The following is a 20083-nucleotide window of genomic DNA, read 5'->3' as shown; positions in this document are numbered from 1 at the left end:
GAACAACAAAGGGGACGCGGGGGGCCGTCAAGCCCGCATGGGCCATGCAAAAACGGGGCATAGGCTTCTGTCTGTCCGTGATCGACCTGAATTGTCAGAAACCTTCTATTTTTGCGAATGGCGGAGCAGAACAAAGCGTGAAACTGTTGTCTGATCCGGCCTCTGACTGAGCGCTTGCTTGTCATTTATGGCAAACACATACAGTTCGAACGCTTAACGACAGGCAACTGAATTTCTTTAGGCTTAGATGTTCATGGGTCATAATTTGATCATCTGAAAATAAGGTACCCACTGTATTTTCGGGTAGCGCCCCTGCCGCCCGCCGGAGCAGGGCGGGCCTCGCTTATAATCCGCCAGATGCGCGCTGGCGCGATTCAGAAGGAGAATATGTGATCGATACGCAGGAACCTGTAGTCAGTGCTGAACTGGTAGCTGTTTTAGTAGCTGTCAGCGACGGCGAGCCCCGTGTCTTGACCACGGACGCCGGCCAAGCCTTGCCCGCCGGGCCGTTTCAGCACACGCACCGTTCTTTGCAAACGGGGCTGCGCGATTGGGTGGAAACCCAAACCCATCACCCGGTGGGGTATGTGGAGCAGCTGTATACCTTTGCAGACAGGGATCGTTTTGACGCGCAGGGCACGCGTATTGTGTCGGTCAGCTATGTCGGGCTGACGCGTGAAGTGGGCCAGCCGGATGTGGCCCAGGTGATCTGGCAGGACTGCTACCGTTACTTCCCGTGGGAAGACCGACGCGATGGTGCACCGGACATTATTCAGAAAACCATTGTGCCTGCCTTGCTGGACTGGTGCGAGCAGGACGAATCCTTGCGGGCCTTGCGCCGCCAGCGCGTCAATTACAGCTTTGGCCTGGAAGGGGCGATCTGGAACGAGGACTTTGTTTTGCAGCGTTACGAGCTGCTGTATGAAGCGGGCTTGTTGCCCGAGTCCTGCCGCCGTCGCCAGCGTGAACAGCAAGAGCTGGGCAAGCATTACGAGCTGGGCCTGGGCATGCGTCACGATCATCGCCGTATTCTGGCCACAGGTCTGGCGCGTCTACGCGCCAAAATCAAATACCGTCCTGTTGTGTTTGAACTGATGCCGCCAGAATTCACCTTGCTGCAATTGCAGCAGGCCGTGGAAGCCCTGGCAGGGCGGGGACTGCATAAGCAGAACTTTCGCCGTTTGATTGAACAGCAAGCCCTGGTGGAAGAAACCGGCGCCATGAGTGTGGGTGGTTCAGGCCGACCCGCCAAATTGTTTCGCTTTCGTGGAGACGTTTTGTTTGAACGGGCCATCTCGGGCAGTAAATTGCCGCTGGCGAAACAAGCGCGTTAAAAAGCGGGCCTATGGCTTGACAGTGCTTATGCTCAGGAATAGCATAAATGCACCGTGCCATTAGGCCTTATTTTTAGCGATTTAAATACTCATAATGAGCATAATTAATGCCCCCGAGCCGACAGCGCAAGCTGCAGAGACACGAGCTCACCGTATTCCTTCCTTGCCCGACGTCATCCTGGAACCCTTGGTGCGCGCCACCTTGCAAGAAGACTTGGGTCGCGCTGGTGATCTGACGACGGACTCCATCGTTCCCGCAGCAACGCGCACGCAAATGCGCCTGGTGGCCCGCGAGGATGGTGTGTTGGCTGGCCTGGATCTGGCTCGTCTGGCCTTTACCTTGCTGGACCCTACGTTGCGCTTTGAGGCTCAACTGCAAGATGGCGATGTCCTGACTCCGGGGGCGCAGATTGCGGTCATTAGCGGCTCGGCCCGTTCCATGCTGACGGCAGAGCGCTGCGCCTTGAATTTCCTGGGGCATTTAAGTGGCGTGGCATCGGCTACTGCCTCCATTGCCCGCGCGATTGCGCCTTACGGCACTAAAGTCACTTGCACCCGTAAAACCATGCCTGGTCTGCGCGCTGTGCAGAAATACGCAGTTCGAGTCGGGGGCGGCAGCAACCATCGCTTTGGTCTGGATGACGCGGTACTGATTAAAGACAACCACATTGCCGTTGCCGGGGGCGTCAAAGCCGCCGTGGAAGCAGCCCGTGCTTATATTGGTCATCTGGTTTGCATTGAGGTGGAAGTCGATACCCTGGAGCAACTGGACGAAGTGCTGGAACTGGGTGTGGATAGTATTCTTCTGGACAATATGGACACCGCAACCTTGACCGAGGCCGTGGCCCGCGTCGCAGGCCGAGCCAAAACAGAAGCCTCTGGTCGTATCACTCCGGAAACAGCCGTAGAAATAGCCCGTTGCGGTGTAGACCGAATCGCAGTGGGCTGGATTACGCACAGTGCCCGTGTGCTGGATATTGGTCTGGACGCTTGAGTAGAGAAACGTGTTAGCTGTCATGGCGGGTTTTCAGGTGGGGAAGCGGGCGGCAGCAGCCACCTTGCTGGGAATGGTGGCGCTAGGCTTGGGTAATCCAGCGGCGCAGGCAAGGGAGGTGGCAGCCGAGCAGGCTGTGAAATATCCCCTCAAGCCGATTACCGTGATCGTCACCTTTCCGCCTGGCGGCGGGACCGACTTGCTGGCCCGCAAACTGGGCCCCAGGCTGGAAAGAGCGCTGGGCCAACCCGTTATTATCGACAACCGACCTGGTGCCAGCGGCAATATTGGTGCGCGGGCGGTAGCTTATGCCCGCGCTGACGGCTACACCTTGCTGATGGCCAATAGCTCTTTTGCCATCAATCCTGGCGTATTTCGTAACCTGGGCTTCAAACCCAAAGAAGACTTTGCGCCGATTGCGAATATAGGATTTGTGCCCTCCGTGATCGTGACTGGACACGGCTCGGATATTCAGAATCTGGAACAAGTTCTGGAGCAGCAGTCCGAACCGGTCTTGGCTTATGCGTCCTGCGGAAATGGCACTCCTCAGCATCTGGCCGGAGAGATGCTCTATGACTTGCGAGGCACGGCCTTGCTGCATATCCCGTATCGCGGCTGCGGCCCCGCTTTGAACGATGTGGTCGCGGGCCAGGTGCCTTTAGGCATTGTGACCTTGTCCAGCGCGGCTACCTTGATCGAGTCCGGACACTTGCGCGCCTTGGCCGTCACCTCTGCCCAACGCAGCCCCGTTCTGCCTAAAGTGCCAACCGTGGCTGAAGTCAGTCATAGTGATTTCGAGCTGGACCAATGGCACGGCCTGTTGGCTCCGTCTCACACGCCTGAACACATTATCAATACGCTGAACCGCGTCGTGCAAAAAGCCCTGACGGACCCGGCCATGCAATCGCAATTGCTGGCATTGGGTTATACGCCGCAAGAAGGCAATGAATCAGCACAAGCCAGTGGCTTCAAGGCCATGATCTGGAACGACATCGACCGATTTGGGGCTTTGGCCTACAAGATTGGTTTGCAGGTGGATTAGGGCGGGTAGGGCCCTGCTTTGCGGACTCGTTGACTCCTGGAACGCAAGCGACGGGTTTTCCTCTGATGGTGTTCCGGCACCCGCAGGCATCAGATCATGCGGCAATATGCCCAGTTTCTATATGAATCTTATTGGCCCCTCAGACAGTTTGAGGCCCAGGCAGCTGTTTGGGCTTACCTGGGTCAATATCTATAGAGAGACGAGGGGCAGATAGCTGAGCTTGTGTCTGTCTAACAGTCGGTCAGTCGATTGTGAACTCACAGATAAACCCAGCTTCTATTTAGAAGAAGCTGTCTTCACTGGGCGCCTCAGGAACTGGCTGAGTCGCAAACCAGTGTTTTTCCAGCAGCAGGGTATGCGTTAAACCATCCTTGCTGCAGTTGGAATCGATCTCGATCTGGCCGCGCTGGCTGCCATCCGCATTGAAATTGTCGGCCTCTACCTCGGCAGCAGCAATGTAAGCCTGCAGGTTCAGATCAGGCTGACCACGATCCAGAACAAACTGACGAATCGCTTCAGTGCCTAACTCATTAAGGGTGTAGGTGTAGTTCATGGTGTGCTCCTGATTATTGACCTGGATAATACGGGACCATCTGCCTGAATCCTAGCACGCTCAGGGCCGATGTCGGATAGCAAAGCGTTACGGGTTTTCGCGGAAGAAAACGAAACACGCTTGTGGTGATCTGAGGTCAAAAAAAGCAGCTATGCGCGAATCTGCACATAGCTGCTTATATAGAGCTTGTCTCCTAAACTTGCTTAGAAGCTGCCAAAAATCGTACCCAGCGTAATCACGGTGATCAGCGCAAAGATAGGAGCAGCCATTGTCACCATGGCGATATTGCCATAGGACTGACGGTGGTTCAGCTTGCAGATGGACAGCAAGGTAATGATCGCGCCGCAATGGGGCAGGGTATCCAGACCACCCGCTGCCATCACCGCCACACGGTGCAGCAGTTCAGGGCTGATGCCAGCTTGCTGGGCCATCGCCAAATAATCCGAACCCAGCGTCTGCAAGGCAATACTCAAACCGCCCGAAGACGAACCCGTAATCCCGGCCAATGTCGTCATGGCAACTGCTTCAGAAATAAGCGGATTACCCGGAGCCACGTTCAACACAAAGTCCCGAATAATCGCAAAGCCTGCCAGGCTGGCAATCACCGCGCCGTAACCAACTTCAGAAGCGGTATTGAACAAAGGCAGCATGAAACCAAACACGCCTTTGTTGATGCTTTCACGCAGACTCTTCCAGTGACCTAAGCGGCTGATGATCAACACCAGGTTCGCGGTAATCAAGGCAATAATCAGCGCCCACAGACCCGTAATCTTGGCGGGATCAACCTGAGGGAAACGCTCGGCCATGAACTCGAAGTTCGTGCCGGGGAAAATCCCATAAGTGAACAAGGCATTGACGCCAATCACCAGAATCAGCGGCAAGATGGCCAGGAAGATAGGCATGGGTTTCTGACCATGCGTGCTGTGATCGTCGCTGGCATCGAAATGATCCTGACCGTGATCGCCATAGGTTTCACCCTTGGCTGCTGCTTTGCGCGCACGCGACTGCAGCCACCACAAGCCGCCCAAAGCCATGATCAAACCACCAATAATCCCCAGCCCAGGTGCAGCAAACACGTTAGTGCCGTAGTAAGGAATAGGAATCGCGTTCTGAATGGCAGGCGTGCCAGGCAGAGCAGTCATGGTGAAGGTAAAGGAACCCAGTGCAATTGCCGCAGGAATCAGACGCTTGGGGATACCCGCTGCGCGAAACAGATCCTTGGCAATCGGATAAATGGCAAAGGCCACCACGAACAAGGACACACCACCATAAGTCAGTACGCCGCACACCATCACAATGGTGGCAATAGCATGACGATGCCCCAGCTTGCGCGTAATCCACTGAGCAATCGCCTGAGCCGCTCCGGAGTCCGCCATCAACTGACCAAACAAGGCACCTAACAAGAAGATGGGCAAGAACTGAAGCACATAGCCGCTAAGCGCGCTCATGAAGGTGGAGGTGTAGATGGGCAACAAAAACCCGGAGTCCCCCGAGAGCAGCACAGCCAGGGCGGCCATCAAGGGGGCCAGCAACAGAACCGTCACCCCCCGATAAGCGAAGAACATCAGCAGCAAAAGCGAGACAACAATAGCAAGCGTACTGGCCATAAACAAAGTTCCTGTGGAAAGTCCGGATCACGGACGTCAGTCAATTAACAAGGACGGATCAAACGCCAAGCAGGCAGTGTAGCAATAGGGGATGACAAACAGGCTTGATAGGGCGCAAGGGGGAGGAGTAGCAGGGAATGGCTAGCGTGTTTACTTTTTGTATCATTTGATTGGATGGCCGGAACCGGCATTGAAGAAGGGAAGCTCAATGAATACAAGGGCTTAGCGTTTTCATAGGAGAGAATCGTTAAAAAGATGAAAAAAGATCGAGATAAGTGCTTGCTAAAAGACGAAACCTTGCTATAATTTCTTCTTCGGCGCATTAGCTCAGCAGGTTAGAGCGACGGAATCATAATCCGCAGGTCCCCTGTTCGAATCAGGGATGCGCCACCAGAATACCCCTGTTAAATCAGGACAAAAAAGCCACCCAATCGGGTGGCTTTTTTGTTGTTTGCTGTGACCTAAACGTGGCGTGATTGCGTACTGTGCCAGATGATCAGCGTCCAAGTGGGCGTACTTCTTTACCATGTCCAGCGTCTCCCAGTCGCCACGCTTCTTCAATACAAAGAGCAGGGTACCGTTGTGAGCATGCCAGCTCGCCCAGATATGGCGCAGATTGTGAAAGCGGACGTTCCGCAATCCAACTTCCTTCCTTGTTGCCGTGAATGCCCTGCGGTCAACCTGCTCAATTCTTGAGCCCGTTCAAACCCGAGAAAAGACTAGGCTTGCATGGGTTCCTCCCCGGCGCTGGACCACTTCCAGCATGTGCCCATTTAGCGGAGCTGCTCTGGCGCTGCTGCAGTTCGGGCGGCGTTAAGGCAGGGGGCCCGGGCAGAGCAGAAACAAACAAAGGTGGATGTGGCCGCAGCGGAGGTAGGATGTGATGCAGCTCAAACGATTGAGCGCCTGGATGATGAGGCTGCGCGTGGTCGCGCTCGTCAGCGGATGCGGGGCTCTGAGAGGCGATAGCTACTGTGCCACCGCCCAGCGCCCGTTCCAGTGGCGTTTGGATGTTGAGATAGAGGCTACGCCGATCAGAGTGCTGCGTTAAAGAGCGTCAGTGTTGGCGCCTAGCATTAGGGAAACCAAGTATGGAGGAAATTGAGTAGTTTTTTTAATCTTAAAAATATACCGCAGTATATTTTTAAGATTAAAGGAGTTGGCTATGAGCACGACGAGTTTACGGATGCTGCTAGGTGTTCTCTTGATGTGCTTAATCCCGCTAACGGCAGGGGCGGGCTCTATCAATCTAGTTTTGCCGTTTCCGCCAGCTGGCGCTGTAGACCAATTGGCTCGGGATCTGGAGAAACCTTTGGCCCGTTATCTGGGTGAACCTGTTGTTGTATTAAATAAACCGGGAGCGGGTGGCATGGTCGCTATCAGAGCTACGTTGACGCAACGGGCTGGCGAGCAGAGTTTTCTTATGGCCCACACCGGCCTGCTATCTTTGAACCCCTTTTTATTTCGCAGTGTTGACCAGCGGATGGCTGCGAAGCAGTTGAGGCCGGTCACGCTTTTGGCGCAAGCGCCCTTACTACTACTGGTGCGTGCCGATAGCGGTCTAACTTCCTTAGAAGACTTACGTGCTGTTGGGAAGCAACGTCGCTTGCGCTATGGATCAGCAGGCATCGGTACAGTGGCTCACCTTGCAGGCGCCCAGTTCGCTCACGATCTTGGCGTCGAGGCGGATCATATTCCCTATCGTGGTGCTATCCAGGCTTTGACAGACCTTGTTGGAGGAGAAGTGGATTTCATGTTCGAGCTACTGGTGGGTAGTTCCCCCTTGCTGAGCGATGGGCGGCTACGGGCTTTGGCTGTAGCCGCCGATTCACGCTTAGCTCAGGTGGAGCAGGTGCCGACATTAGCTGAACTGGGCCAGCCTTTAGTGTTCTCTAGTTGGTTTGGCGTGGTCGCGCCCCGTAATGCGTCAGAGCAAGATATTGCCGCGATGCAAGCTGCACTTGCTCTGGCGATGGAGGGCGACGGCATGCGCAGTCAGCTGGCTGGCAAAGGCATGGTGGTGGATTTGCGGGCGGGGTTGGATTTTGAGAATTTTATCCAAGCACAGTCACAGTTTTACGGCCCCATGATACAGCGCTTGGGTATACAGCTGGATTAGCTTCCACATTTAAACAGAGAGCGAGACAATGAAAACTCCATATTTTTTGAGCATGCTTGCCTTGGCGAGCGTGATGCCGGGAGGGCACGTTCAAGCGCAGTATCCTGAGCGACCTATTACTATGGTTGTGCCGTTTGCTCCTGGTGGTGGCTCGGATACCCTGTCACGTCTGGTGGCCCAAAAGGTTGCAGAGCAGCAAGGGGCATCTCTCGTGGTGGAAAACCGGCCCGGTGGCAACACGACTATCGGTGCGCGATACGTTGCACGCGCGAAGCCGGATGGCTATACCGTTCTGACGGCGATCGACGCCACTATGCTCTTTAACCCTGTTCTGTACAAAGAGCTGTCCTATGAGCCAAGTGGGGACTTTGATCCAGTAGCCATGGCTACCTATATGCCGTTGGTGTTAAGTGTGGCACCTGATTCCAGCATTCAGACAGTGGAGCAGTGGATCGAGAGCCTTAAGAAAGGGCAGACAGACTATGCCATGTATGCGCATGGGGCTATGCCGGGCCGCATTGCCATGGAAATCATAACGCGCTCGGCTGGCATCACGCTTACGCCAGTGCCGTTTAATGGCAGTACTCCGGCGCTACAGGCAGTTCTGGGCGGCCACGTGCCTGTGTTGATTGATGCGTTGGCACCATCGCTGCCTCATCTTAAAGCTGATAAGTTGCGCCCTTTAATAGTCACGACTCAGGCGCGTACGCCGATTCTGCCTAACGTCCCCGCTGCTGGAGAGGCGGGATTTTCGGGCGTGGATTTGGCTAGCTGGACTGGGTTTTTTGTCCCGGCAGGCACTGATCCCGCCAAGCGACAGTGGCTGGAGGATGCCTTTGTGCAGGCATTGTCTGATCCGGATTTAGTGTCCAAGTTACGCCAGCTGGGTATGGACGTCACTATTAAGCGTGGGGCAGAGTTTCAACAACAGATCGATCGGGATGGTGTTAGATATAAGCAGGTCATTACCGATGCTGGTTTAGCGGGCACTTTGTAAAAGGGTACCGGATGACGAATTTTATTTTTATCTTGGCGGATGATCTGGGGCACGCGGATTTAGGCTGCTACGGAGGGCTGCTTGACACCAGTCCTAACTTGGATCGCCTGGCTCAAGAGGGTGTGCGTTTCACGAGAGCCTATGCTAATTCGCCGGTGTGCTCGCCGACACGATTTGCATTGATGACGGGTCGTTACCAATATCGTTTGCATGGCGGAGCCCACGAGCCTTTAACACCGCTTTTTAAGGGGGATAAGGTAGCTGGACTGCCGCCGGAGCATCCTACTTTGCCGTCATTGTTGCGCGACCATGGCTACAAGACTGCTCTCATCGGTAAATGGCATCTGGGCTATCCGCCGTATTTCGGACCTTTAAAAAGTGGTTACCAAGAACATTGGGGAATTCTCTCTGGGGGGGCCGATTACTTGCGTCACACCGACAACAAAGGTGAGGGAGCATTATTTGGCAATGGCGAACCTATCCAGGCCGAAGGGTATCTGACCGATCTGTTTAGCGAGCAAGCTGTGAAATTTGTACGTGAGCGTGGTCGTGATGGAATACCGTTTTTGCTGAGTCTGCACTACACGGCCCCGCATTGGCCTTGGCAGACACGTGATATGCAACATAATTCAGAATATCGCTTTCCGACATCGCTGAGTGATCTTGAAAGTGGTTCTATCCATGTTTACCAACAGATGATTCGCGAAATGGATGAGGGGATAGGCACGTTGATGCAGGAGTTGCGTGAACAGGGTCTGCTTGATGACACGGTAGTGGTTTTTACTAGTGACAATGGTGGCGAACGCTACTCGAACAACTGGCCACTGGTTGGTGGGAAAATGGATCTAACCGAAGGTGGTATTCGGGTTCCCCTTATTGTGCACTGGCCAAGAGAGGTGGGCTCGTGGGAGTGTGCGGTGCCGTGTATGACTATGGATTTGACGGCGACGATCTGGGATATCGCTGGGGTTCAGCCGCCCGGGGCCTTTGCACCTGATGGGGTGTCGCTCGCCTCGTTGTTGCGTGGGGGCCAGGGCCCGGACATTCAGCGCCCCCTCTATTGGCGGATGAAGCACAGGGGACAGCGAGCTTTGATTGAAGGTGATTGGAAGTATTTGAAGGTGGACGAGCTAGAATATTTGTTTAACCTGGCATTGGACGAGAGAGAGCGTGCAAATTTATCGCGTCTCGATCCGGAACGTTTAAAGGCTATGCGTGATCGCTATTTGAATTGGGAGCGTAGCATGCCACCGATTCCGCTGAATGCGCGTGCGGACCTAGTCTACGGTTTAGCTGATATGCCTGCGCGCTGAAGCCTTTTAGTGGAAGAGGATCATCGCTACATATTGGCTATCGATTGCTGGCATTGTCTTTTTGTGTTTTACCTAGCAGTGGTAGGTGTTGTTGCGAGCGCAAAAAAGCCCGCTCTATGGCGGGCCTCTTTATCTGTGCTGTGATCCATCAAGATAAAGAAAACAGCCCACAGCAATGTGGGCTTTTTTTGTCGTCTGGCTTGGAGCGAGAGTCTGTTTTGGGCAGGGACTGTCTTGTTCGCGCGATGGCTTGGCAGAAAGAAACGTGATTGATGTCAGTGCAGGCCGACGATTTGGTCTGAATGGGCCAATAGCTATCTACGCAGAATGAGCAGCCCAATCCTCCCTGCTAAAAGGAGCGCTACATGCGCTCCTTTTAGGTTTCTAATGACTTGAGAGGCTTCCCCCAAGACTGGTGTGAGCCTGAGTGCTGCGTTCCGGCGGCTGGCTTGCTTAATTAACAGTTCAGGGCAGGGTCGCTACTTCCGGAATGCACTTGCCGATTTCGATGGCCTGCAAATCATCGGCGCTGGTCCGCCTTTTTAGCTCAGGAGGTGCTGCAGCGATCGACGCCTGCTCGTCCTTCTGCATCAACGGGCAATACGCCGACATATAGTCAATTTCCAGGTTAAGGCGTTCGAGCAAAAAGTCTACAAATACCCTTACCTTCGGAGACTGTCCGTGACCTCTTGGAAATACGGCATTCAATGTGTATTCGCCACCGCTCCAGCCTGCCAGGACTCGCTTGACTAGTCCGTGCTCGACATATGATTTGACCATCACATCCGCACCGATGATCAGACCCTCTCCACATAAAAGAGCGCCTTTCCAGGCCGCCGGATCATTGGCAACCAGAATAGGATTGATGGGAAACGCACGTTTTCCAGTGCCGTCGTCCAGTGTCCATTGATAGTCATTGCCATTGCGGTTCTTGCTCATCGCGATAGTGCGGTGATGCCAAAGCTCATCAGGATGTGAGGGCTCGCCGTATCGAGTGATATACGCATTGCCCGCAAATACCTGTGTGGTCAGGACCCCCAGCTTGCGTGCGACCAGGGTGGAGTCGGGTAGATCGCCAATGCGCAGGGCCAGATCAATCTCATTGTCGATCAGATCGACCTGCTCGTTATTTAGCAGCATTTCAACGCGCACTTCAGGGTAGCGCATATGGAACTCGCCTAATAACGGAGCGATTTTGTCGATACCGATGGAGTAGGGGGCAGAAAACCGTAGCCAACCTCGCGGCCCGGCCTGCAACTGGCCGACGGCGCTTTCAGCTTCGTTCAGTTCGCGTGCAATGCGTTGCGCATATTCCACGTAAACGTTGCCCGCCTCTGTCAAACCCAGACGGCGTGTAGTGCGATGCAATAACTGCACGCCCAGCCTGGCTTCAAGCTCCTGCACTTTACGGCTGACCGTTGTTTTGGGCAGGCGCAGGGCCTTGGCAGCTCCGATAAAACTGCCGTGCTCGACTACCTTGCCGAAGATAAGTGTGTCATTCAGATCGTGAGACATGGGAATTGCATCCGAGCAAAACGCCTATATTAGCCCACCTGAAGGACAATCTTTCCCTTAATTCATGACTAATCAATTCAGTTGTTCACTTGTAGAGTATCAACCTGGATGCAGGGAAGTGCCCGAATGAGTTGCCCGTCATTGTCCAAGAGGCTGTAAACGCCACGGGAAGAGTTCACTTAAGCCTGCTGAAAAACTTTTCATCATTAAAAATATATTCAGGTTTAACAGGGGGTTATATGAAAGCAGAACATCGTATCCGGCAGGTGGGGGCCGGGCCATTTATCGTGCAATCCGGAGCTTGGCTACCCGTTCCCCAATTCTCCTATCGCTACCTGGCTGAGGCTCAATGTCCCACTGCTGGGAGAAACTATCCCAGCAGTGGGGCAATCGAAAACGGGATAATCCTGCCGTTGACTCCTGGTAGATCTACGCCTGCGCCACTGCCACCGATTCGTCGCCTTATTCCTTCTGCTTTAAACAGGATGTCGCCTTGATGTCTCATCACACTCGCTCCATTAATTTCGTTACACGGTCTCGTCGATGGCTTGCTCCTGCCTCCCTGGTCTTGTCGGCTGTTTTGCTGACGGCTTGTTATAGCCAGGCAGCATCTGATCAAGCCATGCCTGCTCCGTCTGTCAGCATCATGTCGGTAGCGGCTCAACCGATTCAGCCATGGGAGGGATTCACCGGCAGGGTGGCAGCAGTTGACTCTGTGGAACTGCGCGCGCGCGTCAGTGGCTACATTGATCATGTCGCTTTCACGGAAGGGCAAACTGTCAGCAAAGGGGATCTTCTGTTTGTGATTGATGCACGGCCATATCGTGCGGCCTTGGATCAGGCTCAGGCAGAACTGGCGCGTGCACGCAGTAATGCGCAGTTTGCGGTGACGCAGCAACGGCGGGCTAAAGTGCTGGTGCAGTCCAAGGCGATTTCTCGTGAAGAGTTCGATAGCCGCAATGCGTCGGCCTCACAGGCCTTGGCGGCTGTCCGTGCTGCTGAGGCCACGGTGGCGGCGGCGTCGCTGGATTTGCAATATACCGAAGTGCGTTCGCCAATCACAGGCCGTGCCAGCCGTGCTTTCCTTACGACGGGTAATCTGGCCCAAGCCAACCAGACGGTTTTGACGACGGTAGTGTCTCAGGATCCTGTGCATGTGCTGTTTGACGTGGACGAGAGTACATGGCTGCGCTATGCACGCCAAGCTCGGGACGGGCAACGCAGCACGACACAAAGCCCTGTTCAAGTTGGGCTGGCCTCGGATGAGATGTATCCGCATGCGGGCTATGTGGACTTTATTGATAACCATGTTGACCCCGCTACGGGCACCTTGCGGGCCAGAGCTGTGTTGCCTAACCCGGATGGCGTACTGACCCCTGGCCTGTTTGCTCGTGTGCAGTTAGGGGGTAGCCAAGCGTACACAGCCATGCTGGTCGATGAGAAGGCGGTACTGACGGATCAAGACCGTAAGTATGTGTTGATCGTAGATCAGGACAACCGTGTTCAGCGGCGTGATATTGCGCTGGGGCCCATTGTTCAGGGACTGCGCGTGATCAAGAAGGGGTTGGCTGAAGGCGACCGAGTTGTTGTCAGCGGTCATCAAAAAGTTCCCATGCCCGGCATGGCGGTGTCGCCGACTTTGGTTGATTCGCCTGCTGTGGCCCAGCTTCTCGGCACGCCCGTGCCGCAAGCCGCCTCCGCACTCGCGGTGATGCCTGGCTGATTCACGTTCTCTTATGAGGTCGGCACATCGTTCGATGGCTGCCGATGCACAGGACATTTTCATGAATTTTTCAAAATTTTTCATCGATAGGCCGATTTTTGCGGCTGTCATGTCGATCGTGATATTTATCGGAGGGCTCATTGCGATTCCCTCCCTGCCAATCAGTGAGTATCCGGAAGTCGTGCCACCGGCCGTGATGGTGCGCACTGTCTATCCTGGCGCCAATCCCAAGGTGATTGCGGAAACAGTCGCGACGCCTTTGGAGGAAGCTATTAACGGCGTGGAAAACATGATGTACATGAAGTCGGTGGCAGGTTCGGACGGTGTATTGCAAATGACCGTTACCTTCGAACCCGGCACAGACCCGGATGATGCCGCTGTCAAGGTGCAGAACCGGGTTGCCCAGGCTCAGGCACGTTTGCCCGAGGATGTACGCCGGCAAGGGGTGACGGTTCAAAAGCAGTCGCCCGTATTTTTGATGGTGGTTCATTTGACCGCCGAAGACGATCGTTATGACACCTTGTACTTGCGTAACTACATGCGCCTGCATGTTAAGGACGCAATGGCGCGCATACCGGGGGTGGGGGATGCTCAGCAGTTTGGCGGGGGCGACTATGCCATGCGTATCTGGTTGGACCCGGACAAAGTGGCTGCGCGTGGTTTGACGGCCAGCGATGTTCTGCGTGCCGTACGTGAACAGAATATTCAGGTGTCGGCTGGTCAGCTAGGTGCCGAACCTATGCCAAATCCCAGTGATTTCTTATTGCCGATCAATGCCAAAGGCCGTTTAGAAAGCGTGGAGGAGTTTGGCGATATTGTGTTGAAGAGCGGTGCGGCTGGCGAGATTGTGCGACTGGCGGATGTAGCCCGGATTGAGTTGGCGGCGGGCGATTACACCTTGCGAGCACGTTTGGATGGCAAGAGCGCGTCAGCCATTGGTATTTTTCAGGCCCCGGGCGCTAATGCCCTGGAAATTCGCGATGCAGTTGTAGCCAAAATGGAAGATATCCGCCAGAAGTTGCCGCCGGGCATTGAGATCCAGTCCATTTATGACACCACGGTCTTTGTGCGTGATTCCATCAAATCCGTAATCACTACCTTGCTGGAGGCCGTGCTATTGGTGATTTTGGTTGTGATCCTGTTCTTGCAGACCTGGCGTGCCTCCATCATTCCTTTGCTGGCGGTTCCGGTGTCTATCATCGGCACGTTTGCGGTGCTGCATGTATTGGGATTTTCAATCAATACCCTGACGCTGTTCGGTTTGGTCCTGGCGATCGGTATTGTGGTGGACGACGCCATTGTGGTGGTGGAAAACGTTGAGCGCCATATCGAGAATGGCGAACCTCCCTTGCAGGCTGCCCATCTGGCAATGCGGGAAGTTTCAGGTCCGATTATCGCCATCACACTGGTGTTGTGCGCCGTATTCATTCCTATGGCTTTTTTGGATGGAGTCATTGGCGAGTTCTATAAGCAGTTTGCTGTGGCCATTGCTATTTCTGTGGCGATTTCGGGCTTGAACTCCTTGACCTTGTCTCCCGCGTTGGCGGCGCGATTACTCAAGCCGCATGACGCTCCCAAAGATGCCCTGACCCGTGGTATCGATCGGGCTTTTGGCTGGTTGTTTGTTCCTTTTAACCGCATGTTTCAGCGTAGCGCTGAGCGCTATCAAAGCAGCATTGGCCGTGTATTGGGCCGTCGTGGTGTAGTGATGGTGGTGTATGTGGGTTTGTTGGCTGCAACGGGCTTGATGTTCAATCTCGTGCCGTCTGGTTTTATCCCCGTTCAAGACAAGCAATACTTGATTGCGGGCGTCAAGATGCCCGAGGGGGCGTCTATTGAACGCACCGATGTGGTCCTCAAGCGTATGACTGAGATCGCCATGAAGGTTGATGGTGTGTCCAACGAAATCGCATTTCCAGGCCTGAATCCATTGCAGTTCACCAATACGCCTAATAATGGTGTGGTGTTCTATGTGTTGGAGCCATTTTCCGAGCGTAGTCGCAGCGCAGAGGATATTTCTGCAGAGCTGAATCAAAAGTTTGCTGAGATTCAAGAAGGTCTGGCTTTTGCTTTTATGCCGCCTCCTATTCAAGGTTTGGGTAATGGGTCTGGCTGGTCCCTGTTTATTCAGGATCGAGAGCAACTGGGCTACGGATCGTTGCAGCAGGCGGTTCAGGCTTTCCAGGGGGCTGTGGTCCAGACGCCGGGAATGGCTTATCCCATCAGCAGCTATCAGGCGAATGTCCCTCAATTGGATGCGGTGGTCGATCGTATTAAGGCCAAGGCGCAAGGCGTACCGTTGACCGAGCTGTTTGATACTTTGCAAACGTATTTGGGCTCGTCTTACGTCAATGACTTCAATATGTTTGGCCGAACCTGGCAAGTAATCGCCCAGGCTGATGGCGCTTTTCGTGCCAGTACTGAAGATATTAGTCGCTTGCGCACTCGCAATGATCAGGGCGAGATGGTCCCGATTGGCTCGCTATTGCAGGTTCAAAGTACGTATGGCCCCGATCCGGTTATTCGCTTTAATGGCTATCCTGCGGCTGATTTGTTGGGCGATGCGGATCCGCGTGTCTTGTCGTCAGGTCAGGCGATGGCGTATGTCGAGCAGTTGGCAAGTCAGGTCCTGCCAGCAGGCATGGGGATTGGGTGGAGTGACCTGAGTTATCAGCAGGCCAACCAAAGTGGTGCTGCCATGATCGTGTTTCCTATGGCGGTCTTGTTGGTTTTTCTGGTTCTGGCCGCTTTGTACGAGAGCTGGACATTGCCCTTGGCGGTCATTCTGATTGTGCCGATGTGCCTGTTGGCGGCTTTGTTTGGCGTGTGGTTAACGAACGGCGATAACAACGTATTTGTTCAGGTCGGACTGGTTGTATTGATGGGTCTGGCCTGTAAAAACGCGATTTTGATTATCGAGTTCGCTCGTGAGTTGGAGCAGGAAGGCTTGGATATTGTGCATGCTGCCTTGCAGGCTTGCCGTCTGCGTCTGCGTCCTATTGTGATGACGTCCATTGCGTTCTGTGCTGGTGTGGCGCCATTGATGGTGTCCTCGGGAGCCGGCAGCGAGGTGCGCGCAGCCACGGGTATTACCGTATTTGCAGGCATGGTTGGAGTGACGGCATTTGGCCTGTTCCTGACTCCTGCCTTTTATGTCGCACTGCGTAAGCTTGCCAGCCGTTCATCGGTGCAGCGCGCTCAGGCTCCTATACAGGTATCTCATGATTAAACTTATCTTTGCGACTGCTTTTTTTCCCACAAGTCGCGCCAGACGTGTGCTCCGTTCTTTATCGTTCCGACGACTGTGGCGCGTGACTGCCTCAACTCTTGCTACGCTGTACCTAGCTGCCTGCGCAGTGGGTCCTGACCACCAGCAACCGGATACGACGATCCCGGATGAGTTTGGAACGACTTTGTCCGATAAGCAGGATGTGCCGCTGTCACAGAGTGCGGATCAAGTCATGGTCGAGGGCTTGGGCGATCCCACATTGGCCGGGCTGGTGCAGGATGCCTTACGCACCAATTACGATTTGCGTGCGGCTCTGGCTGGACTGGACCGTGCGCAGGCCTTGTTACGCAATACGCGGCTGGAGGCTTTGCCCAGTGTGACGGCACAGGGGGAGGCAGGGCATCACCGTAGCAGTGTCGATCAAATGCCCGGTGTCAGCGCTTCGGGCCGGGACAATCAGAATTGGCAGGCCAGTCTTGTTGCTGGCTGGGAACTGGATGTATTTGGTCGTGTCCGTCGCCTGATTGAAGCCGGTCAGGCGGATACCTTCGCAAGTACTGCGGATTTGCGTGCCTTGCAGGTGCTGATTGTGAGCGAAGTCATGCAGAGTTATACGCAATTGCGGGGTACGCAGGCCAGGCTGCTGGTGGCACAAGCCAATCTGCTTAATCAGCAAAATACGTTGTCCTTGGTTCAACAGCGGCTGGATGCTGGTACCGGCACGGAGTTTGACACCGCGCGTTTGCGTGCGCAGGCAGAAACCACTGCATCGCGTATTCCGGCTTTGCAAGCTCAGGCTGCAGTGCAGATGCATCGTCTAGCCGTTCTGACGGGCCGTCAGCCCTTGGCCTTGGTCAAGCAGTTGACTCCGTTCCAGGGGATGCCTGTACCAGCGCGTCTGGATGCAGGCTCACCGGGGGAACTGTTGCGTCGTCGTCCTGATATTGCCGCTGCCGAGGCGCGCTTGCATGCAGCAACGGCACGGATTGGCGTTGCGACAGCCGATTTGTTCCCACGCTTTACATTGGGTGGCTTGATAGGGAGTCATGCCATTGATAGCAGCCAGCTGTTCTCCAGAGAGAGTGAGACGCGCCTGGTGGTACTGGGCATCGATTGGTCTTTCTTGGATGTGGGCCGTGTGCAGTCACGCATCGCGGCCGCTGATGCCGATGCGCAAGCGGCCTTGGCGCGGTACCGCCAAACCGTATTGCTGGCCCTGGAGGAAACCGAGAATGCCTTGGTCCTGCATGCACGTACTCGTATTGAGGACGCCCATCTGGAGCGTGCTGCTGCTGATAGCGAACTGGCTGCGCGCATTGCCCGTACTCGTTTTGAGGCTGGGGCTGCCGGTTTGTTGGAGGTGTTGGATGCAGAGCGCACGCAACTGCTTGCCCAGGATGCCTTGGCTGAGGCGCGTACCCGTACCATGCTCAGTGCGGTTGCCTTGTATAAGGCGCTGGCAGGCGGGTGGCCCTCTTCCTTGCCTGAACGGGAGGCTCTAGCGGCCCGTTCGAATTAATGGCTTTAAGCCTTTATCTTGTTACCCACCACTCCTGTCAGACAAGGGTGGTGGGGGCGCTTTAGTGGAATAGGGGCATGGTTTATGCGGTAGTTGGTGCAGGTGCCCAAATGCTGTGTTTACAGACTTCATAAATTCGCGCACTAACAATAAGCGAAATCGTTCTTTTGCCTGCCGCCTTGCTTTGTCTATCCTGATTTCTCGACCTAACGGCTTATCGGGCCGCAAAAATAATCGAGGAATGCTCCATGTCGTTGACGAGAACTCTGCAGTATCTGGGCCTGGCATTGGCGGCCAGCGTCGTATCTTTGACAGCTCAGGCCACCAGTCTGACGGTCGCCTATCAAACCATTCCCACTCCGTCGAACGTGCCTCAGGCAGACGGTTCTTATGAAAAAGAAACCGGCGCGAAAATCGATTGGCGCAAGTTTGATGGTGGGGCAGAAGTCATCAATGCCGTCGCTTCAGGCGATGTGCAGATTGCCTATTTAGGTTCCAGCCCCCTGGCCGCTGCGGCCAGTCGTAAATTACCTATTGAGACCTTTCTGATTGCGGCCGAACTGGGTACCAGCGAAGAGCTGGTTGTGCGTAATGCTTCGGACATTGCGTCTCCACAAGATTTGGTTGGCAAGACGATTGCCACGCCTTTTGTGTCGACCAGTCACTACAGTCTGCTGGCTGCGCTCAAGCATTGGAAGATCGACCCCAAGCAGCTCAATATCATTAATCTGACTCCGGCCAATATCGTAGCAGCCTGGGCTCGCGGTGATATTGATGGTGCTTATACGTGGGACCCGGCCTTGAGCAAGGCCAAGGAAAGCGGCAAGGTGCTGATCAGTTCCGGGGAACTGGCCAAGCTGGGTGCTCCGACTTTCGATGTGTGGTTGGTGCGCAAGGATTTTGCGGAAAAACATCCGGATATTGTGTCTGCTTTTGCTCGTGTCACCTTGGCTGCGTACGAGAGCTATACGCATGATCCTGCTGCCTGGGTTGCCAATGCTGACAACATCAACAAGCTGTCTCGCCTGACTGGCGCGACGCCTCAAGAAATCCCCAATGTGCTGGCTGGCAGCGGCTTTTTATCTGCGGCTGATCAGATCAAGACCTTAGGTCAGCCCACTGCCAAGGCCTTGGCCGATACCTCTGCTTTTTTGAAAGAGCAGGGTCGTATCGACGAGGTTTTGCCTGATTACGCCGGTTACACCACCGGCAAATATGTCGAGGCGGCTGCCTCGTCGGCCAAGTAATTCTGATGGCGCAGTTAACACTGAATCGCGTCAGCGCACGTTATCCCGGTGCCGATCATTTGGCGCTGCGAGATGTGTCGCTGCAATTGGGGCCGGGGCAGTTGGTGGTGGTGCTGGGGCCTTCGGGCAGTGGCAAGACTACCTTGTTGAACCTGATCGCGGGCTTTACCTTGCCCAGCGCTGGGACGATTACGCTTGACGGCGAACCTGTGCGCGGCCCTGGGGCTGATCGCGGTGTGGTGTTCCAGGACGATGCCTTGCTGCCTTGGCAGACGGTTCTGGAAAATGTGGCTTTTGGTTTGACGCTGCGGGGTGACTCCAAGGAGCAGCGGCAGGCGGTAGCTCGTCATCAATTGGCCTTGGTGGGGCTTGAGGGCTTGGAGCAGCGCCGTATCTGGCAATTGTCTGGAGGTCAGAAGCAGCGGGTAGACATTGCACGTGCTTTGGCGTCGGACCCGCGTGTGCTCTTGCTGGATGAGCCTTTTGGGGCGCTGGATGCCTTTACCCGAGAGCAGGCGCAGACGCTTTTGTTGAATGTCTGGCAGCGTAGCGCCAAGCCTGTTTTTCTGATTACTCACGATATTGAGGAAGCTGTGTTTCTGGCTACCGATCTGATTATTTTGGGTGGTACGCCTGGGCATGTGGTGGAGCGTTTGGTGCTGGATTTTGGGCGACGTTACACCGATGGGCAGCCGGTGCGTCAGGTGAAGTCCTCGCCGGAGTTTATCGCGGCGCGAGAGCGCGTGCTGGAGCATGTGTTCTCGGCGCATCCTGTTGCCGCTTCGGCCTGAACTTAGGAGATTGTTCATGAAATCCTCTGTCGCTGGCGAGGTTCTGCAGCCGGGTGATGTTGCTGGCTTGTCGGGCGTTTCGTCTTTAAGCGTGGGTGGC

At 54.8% G+C, this 20083-nt stretch carries 14 protein-coding genes, 1 tRNA gene and 1 pseudogene; 12 read left to right on the top strand and 4 right to left on the bottom strand.

Annotated features, from left to right (window positions below):
- Positions 1–389 precede the first annotated feature (389 nt).
- The 3 genes from D0C27_RS16680 (at position 390) to D0C27_RS16670 (ending at position 3370) form a co-directional block, all read left to right on the top strand.
- Positions 390–1334 carry an NUDIX hydrolase gene (locus tag D0C27_RS16680; protein WP_035269142.1) on the top strand — a complete coding sequence of 315 codons (945 nt, stop codon included), beginning with the start codon at positions 390–392 and terminating at the stop codon, positions 1332–1334.
- A 94-nt stretch (positions 1335–1428) separates the two neighbouring features.
- Entirely contained in the window at positions 1429–2328 is a 900-nt protein-coding gene (gene nadC / locus D0C27_RS16675; RefSeq protein ID WP_088452421.1) for a carboxylating nicotinate-nucleotide diphosphorylase, read from the top strand.
- Between the two features lie 22 nt (positions 2329–2350).
- On the top strand, positions 2351–3370 hold the full coding sequence (locus tag D0C27_RS16670; protein ID WP_137431649.1) for a tripartite tricarboxylate transporter substrate binding protein: 1020 nt from the start codon (positions 2351–2353) through the stop codon (positions 3368–3370).
- A 280-nt stretch (positions 3371–3650) separates the two neighbouring features.
- Here D0C27_RS16670 and D0C27_RS16665 read toward each other — a convergent pair whose 3' ends face one another.
- Positions 3651–3923: a hypothetical protein gene (locus D0C27_RS16665; protein WP_060186879.1), complete on the bottom strand. Its 273-nt coding sequence runs from the start codon at positions 3921–3923 to the stop codon at positions 3651–3653.
- A 203-nt stretch (positions 3924–4126) separates the two neighbouring features.
- Positions 4127–5530 (bottom strand): GntP family permease, encoded by a 1404-nt coding sequence (locus D0C27_RS16660; protein WP_115634980.1) that lies wholly within the window; start codon positions 5528–5530, stop codon positions 4127–4129.
- Positions 5531–5846: 316 nt separating this feature from the next.
- Here D0C27_RS16660 and D0C27_RS16655 point away from each other — a divergent pair.
- Positions 5847–5923: transfer RNA gene (locus D0C27_RS16655), tRNA-Met, on the top strand.
- 117 nt (positions 5924–6040) lie between these two features.
- Here the strand turns inward: D0C27_RS16655 and D0C27_RS19630 are convergent.
- Positions 6041–6220 (bottom strand): annotated as a pseudogene (locus tag D0C27_RS19630) (tyrosine-type recombinase/integrase); the annotation flags it as partial.
- Positions 6221–6695: 475 nt separating this feature from the next.
- Here D0C27_RS19630 and D0C27_RS16640 point away from each other — a divergent pair.
- From D0C27_RS16640 to D0C27_RS16630, 3 genes are read left to right on the top strand one after another with little or no spacing between them, the layout of a single operon-like run.
- Positions 6696–7649: a Bug family tripartite tricarboxylate transporter substrate binding protein gene (locus D0C27_RS16640; protein ID WP_115634982.1), complete on the top strand. Its 954-nt coding sequence runs from the start codon at positions 6696–6698 to the stop codon at positions 7647–7649.
- 28 nt (positions 7650–7677) lie between these two features.
- On the top strand, positions 7678–8646 hold the full coding sequence (locus D0C27_RS16635; RefSeq protein WP_115633534.1) for a Bug family tripartite tricarboxylate transporter substrate binding protein: 969 nt from the start codon (positions 7678–7680) through the stop codon (positions 8644–8646).
- 11 nt (positions 8647–8657) lie between these two features.
- The gene (locus D0C27_RS16630; RefSeq protein ID WP_137431339.1) at positions 8658–9959 is read left to right on the top strand and encodes a sulfatase family protein; all 1302 of its coding nucleotides are present in this window, start codon (positions 8658–8660) and stop codon (positions 9957–9959) included.
- Positions 9960–10424: 465 nt separating this feature from the next.
- On the opposite strand, the gene D0C27_RS16625 is transcribed toward D0C27_RS16630, so the two are convergent.
- Entirely contained in the window at positions 10425–11474 is a 1050-nt protein-coding gene (locus D0C27_RS16625; RefSeq protein WP_060186930.1) for a LysR family transcriptional regulator, read from the bottom strand.
- Positions 11475–11970: 496 nt separating this feature from the next.
- Between D0C27_RS16625 and D0C27_RS16620 the strand changes: the two genes are divergently transcribed.
- From D0C27_RS16620 to tauB, 5 genes are all read left to right on the top strand, one after another.
- On the top strand, positions 11971–13197 hold the full coding sequence (locus D0C27_RS16620; protein WP_060186931.1) for an efflux RND transporter periplasmic adaptor subunit: 1227 nt from the start codon (positions 11971–11973) through the stop codon (positions 13195–13197).
- Between the two features lie 61 nt (positions 13198–13258).
- Entirely contained in the window at positions 13259–16426 is a 3168-nt protein-coding gene (locus D0C27_RS16615) for an efflux RND transporter permease subunit (RefSeq protein ID WP_042489177.1), read from the top strand.
- A gap of 82 nt (positions 16427–16508) precedes the next feature.
- Entirely contained in the window at positions 16509–17945 is a 1437-nt protein-coding gene (locus D0C27_RS16610) for an efflux transporter outer membrane subunit (RefSeq protein WP_240688271.1), read from the top strand.
- A gap of 248 nt (positions 17946–18193) precedes the next feature.
- A complete protein-coding gene (gene tauA, locus D0C27_RS16605) occupies positions 18194–19192 on the top strand; it encodes a taurine ABC transporter substrate-binding protein (RefSeq protein ID WP_115634986.1) in 999 nt (332 codons plus the stop codon).
- Positions 19193–19197: 5 nt separating this feature from the next.
- A complete protein-coding gene (tauB, locus tag D0C27_RS16600; protein WP_137431338.1) occupies positions 19198–19983 on the top strand; it encodes a taurine ABC transporter ATP-binding subunit in 786 nt (261 codons plus the stop codon).
- The last annotated feature ends 100 nt before the right edge of the window (positions 19984–20083 follow it).

This window comes from Alcaligenes faecalis (assembly GCF_005311025.1).
Lineage (GTDB): Bacteria > Pseudomonadota > Gammaproteobacteria > Burkholderiales > Burkholderiaceae_B > Alcaligenes > Alcaligenes phenolicus.
The sequence above is the reverse complement of the archived record's forward strand: the minus strand, read 5'-3'. Positions and strand labels throughout refer to the sequence as shown.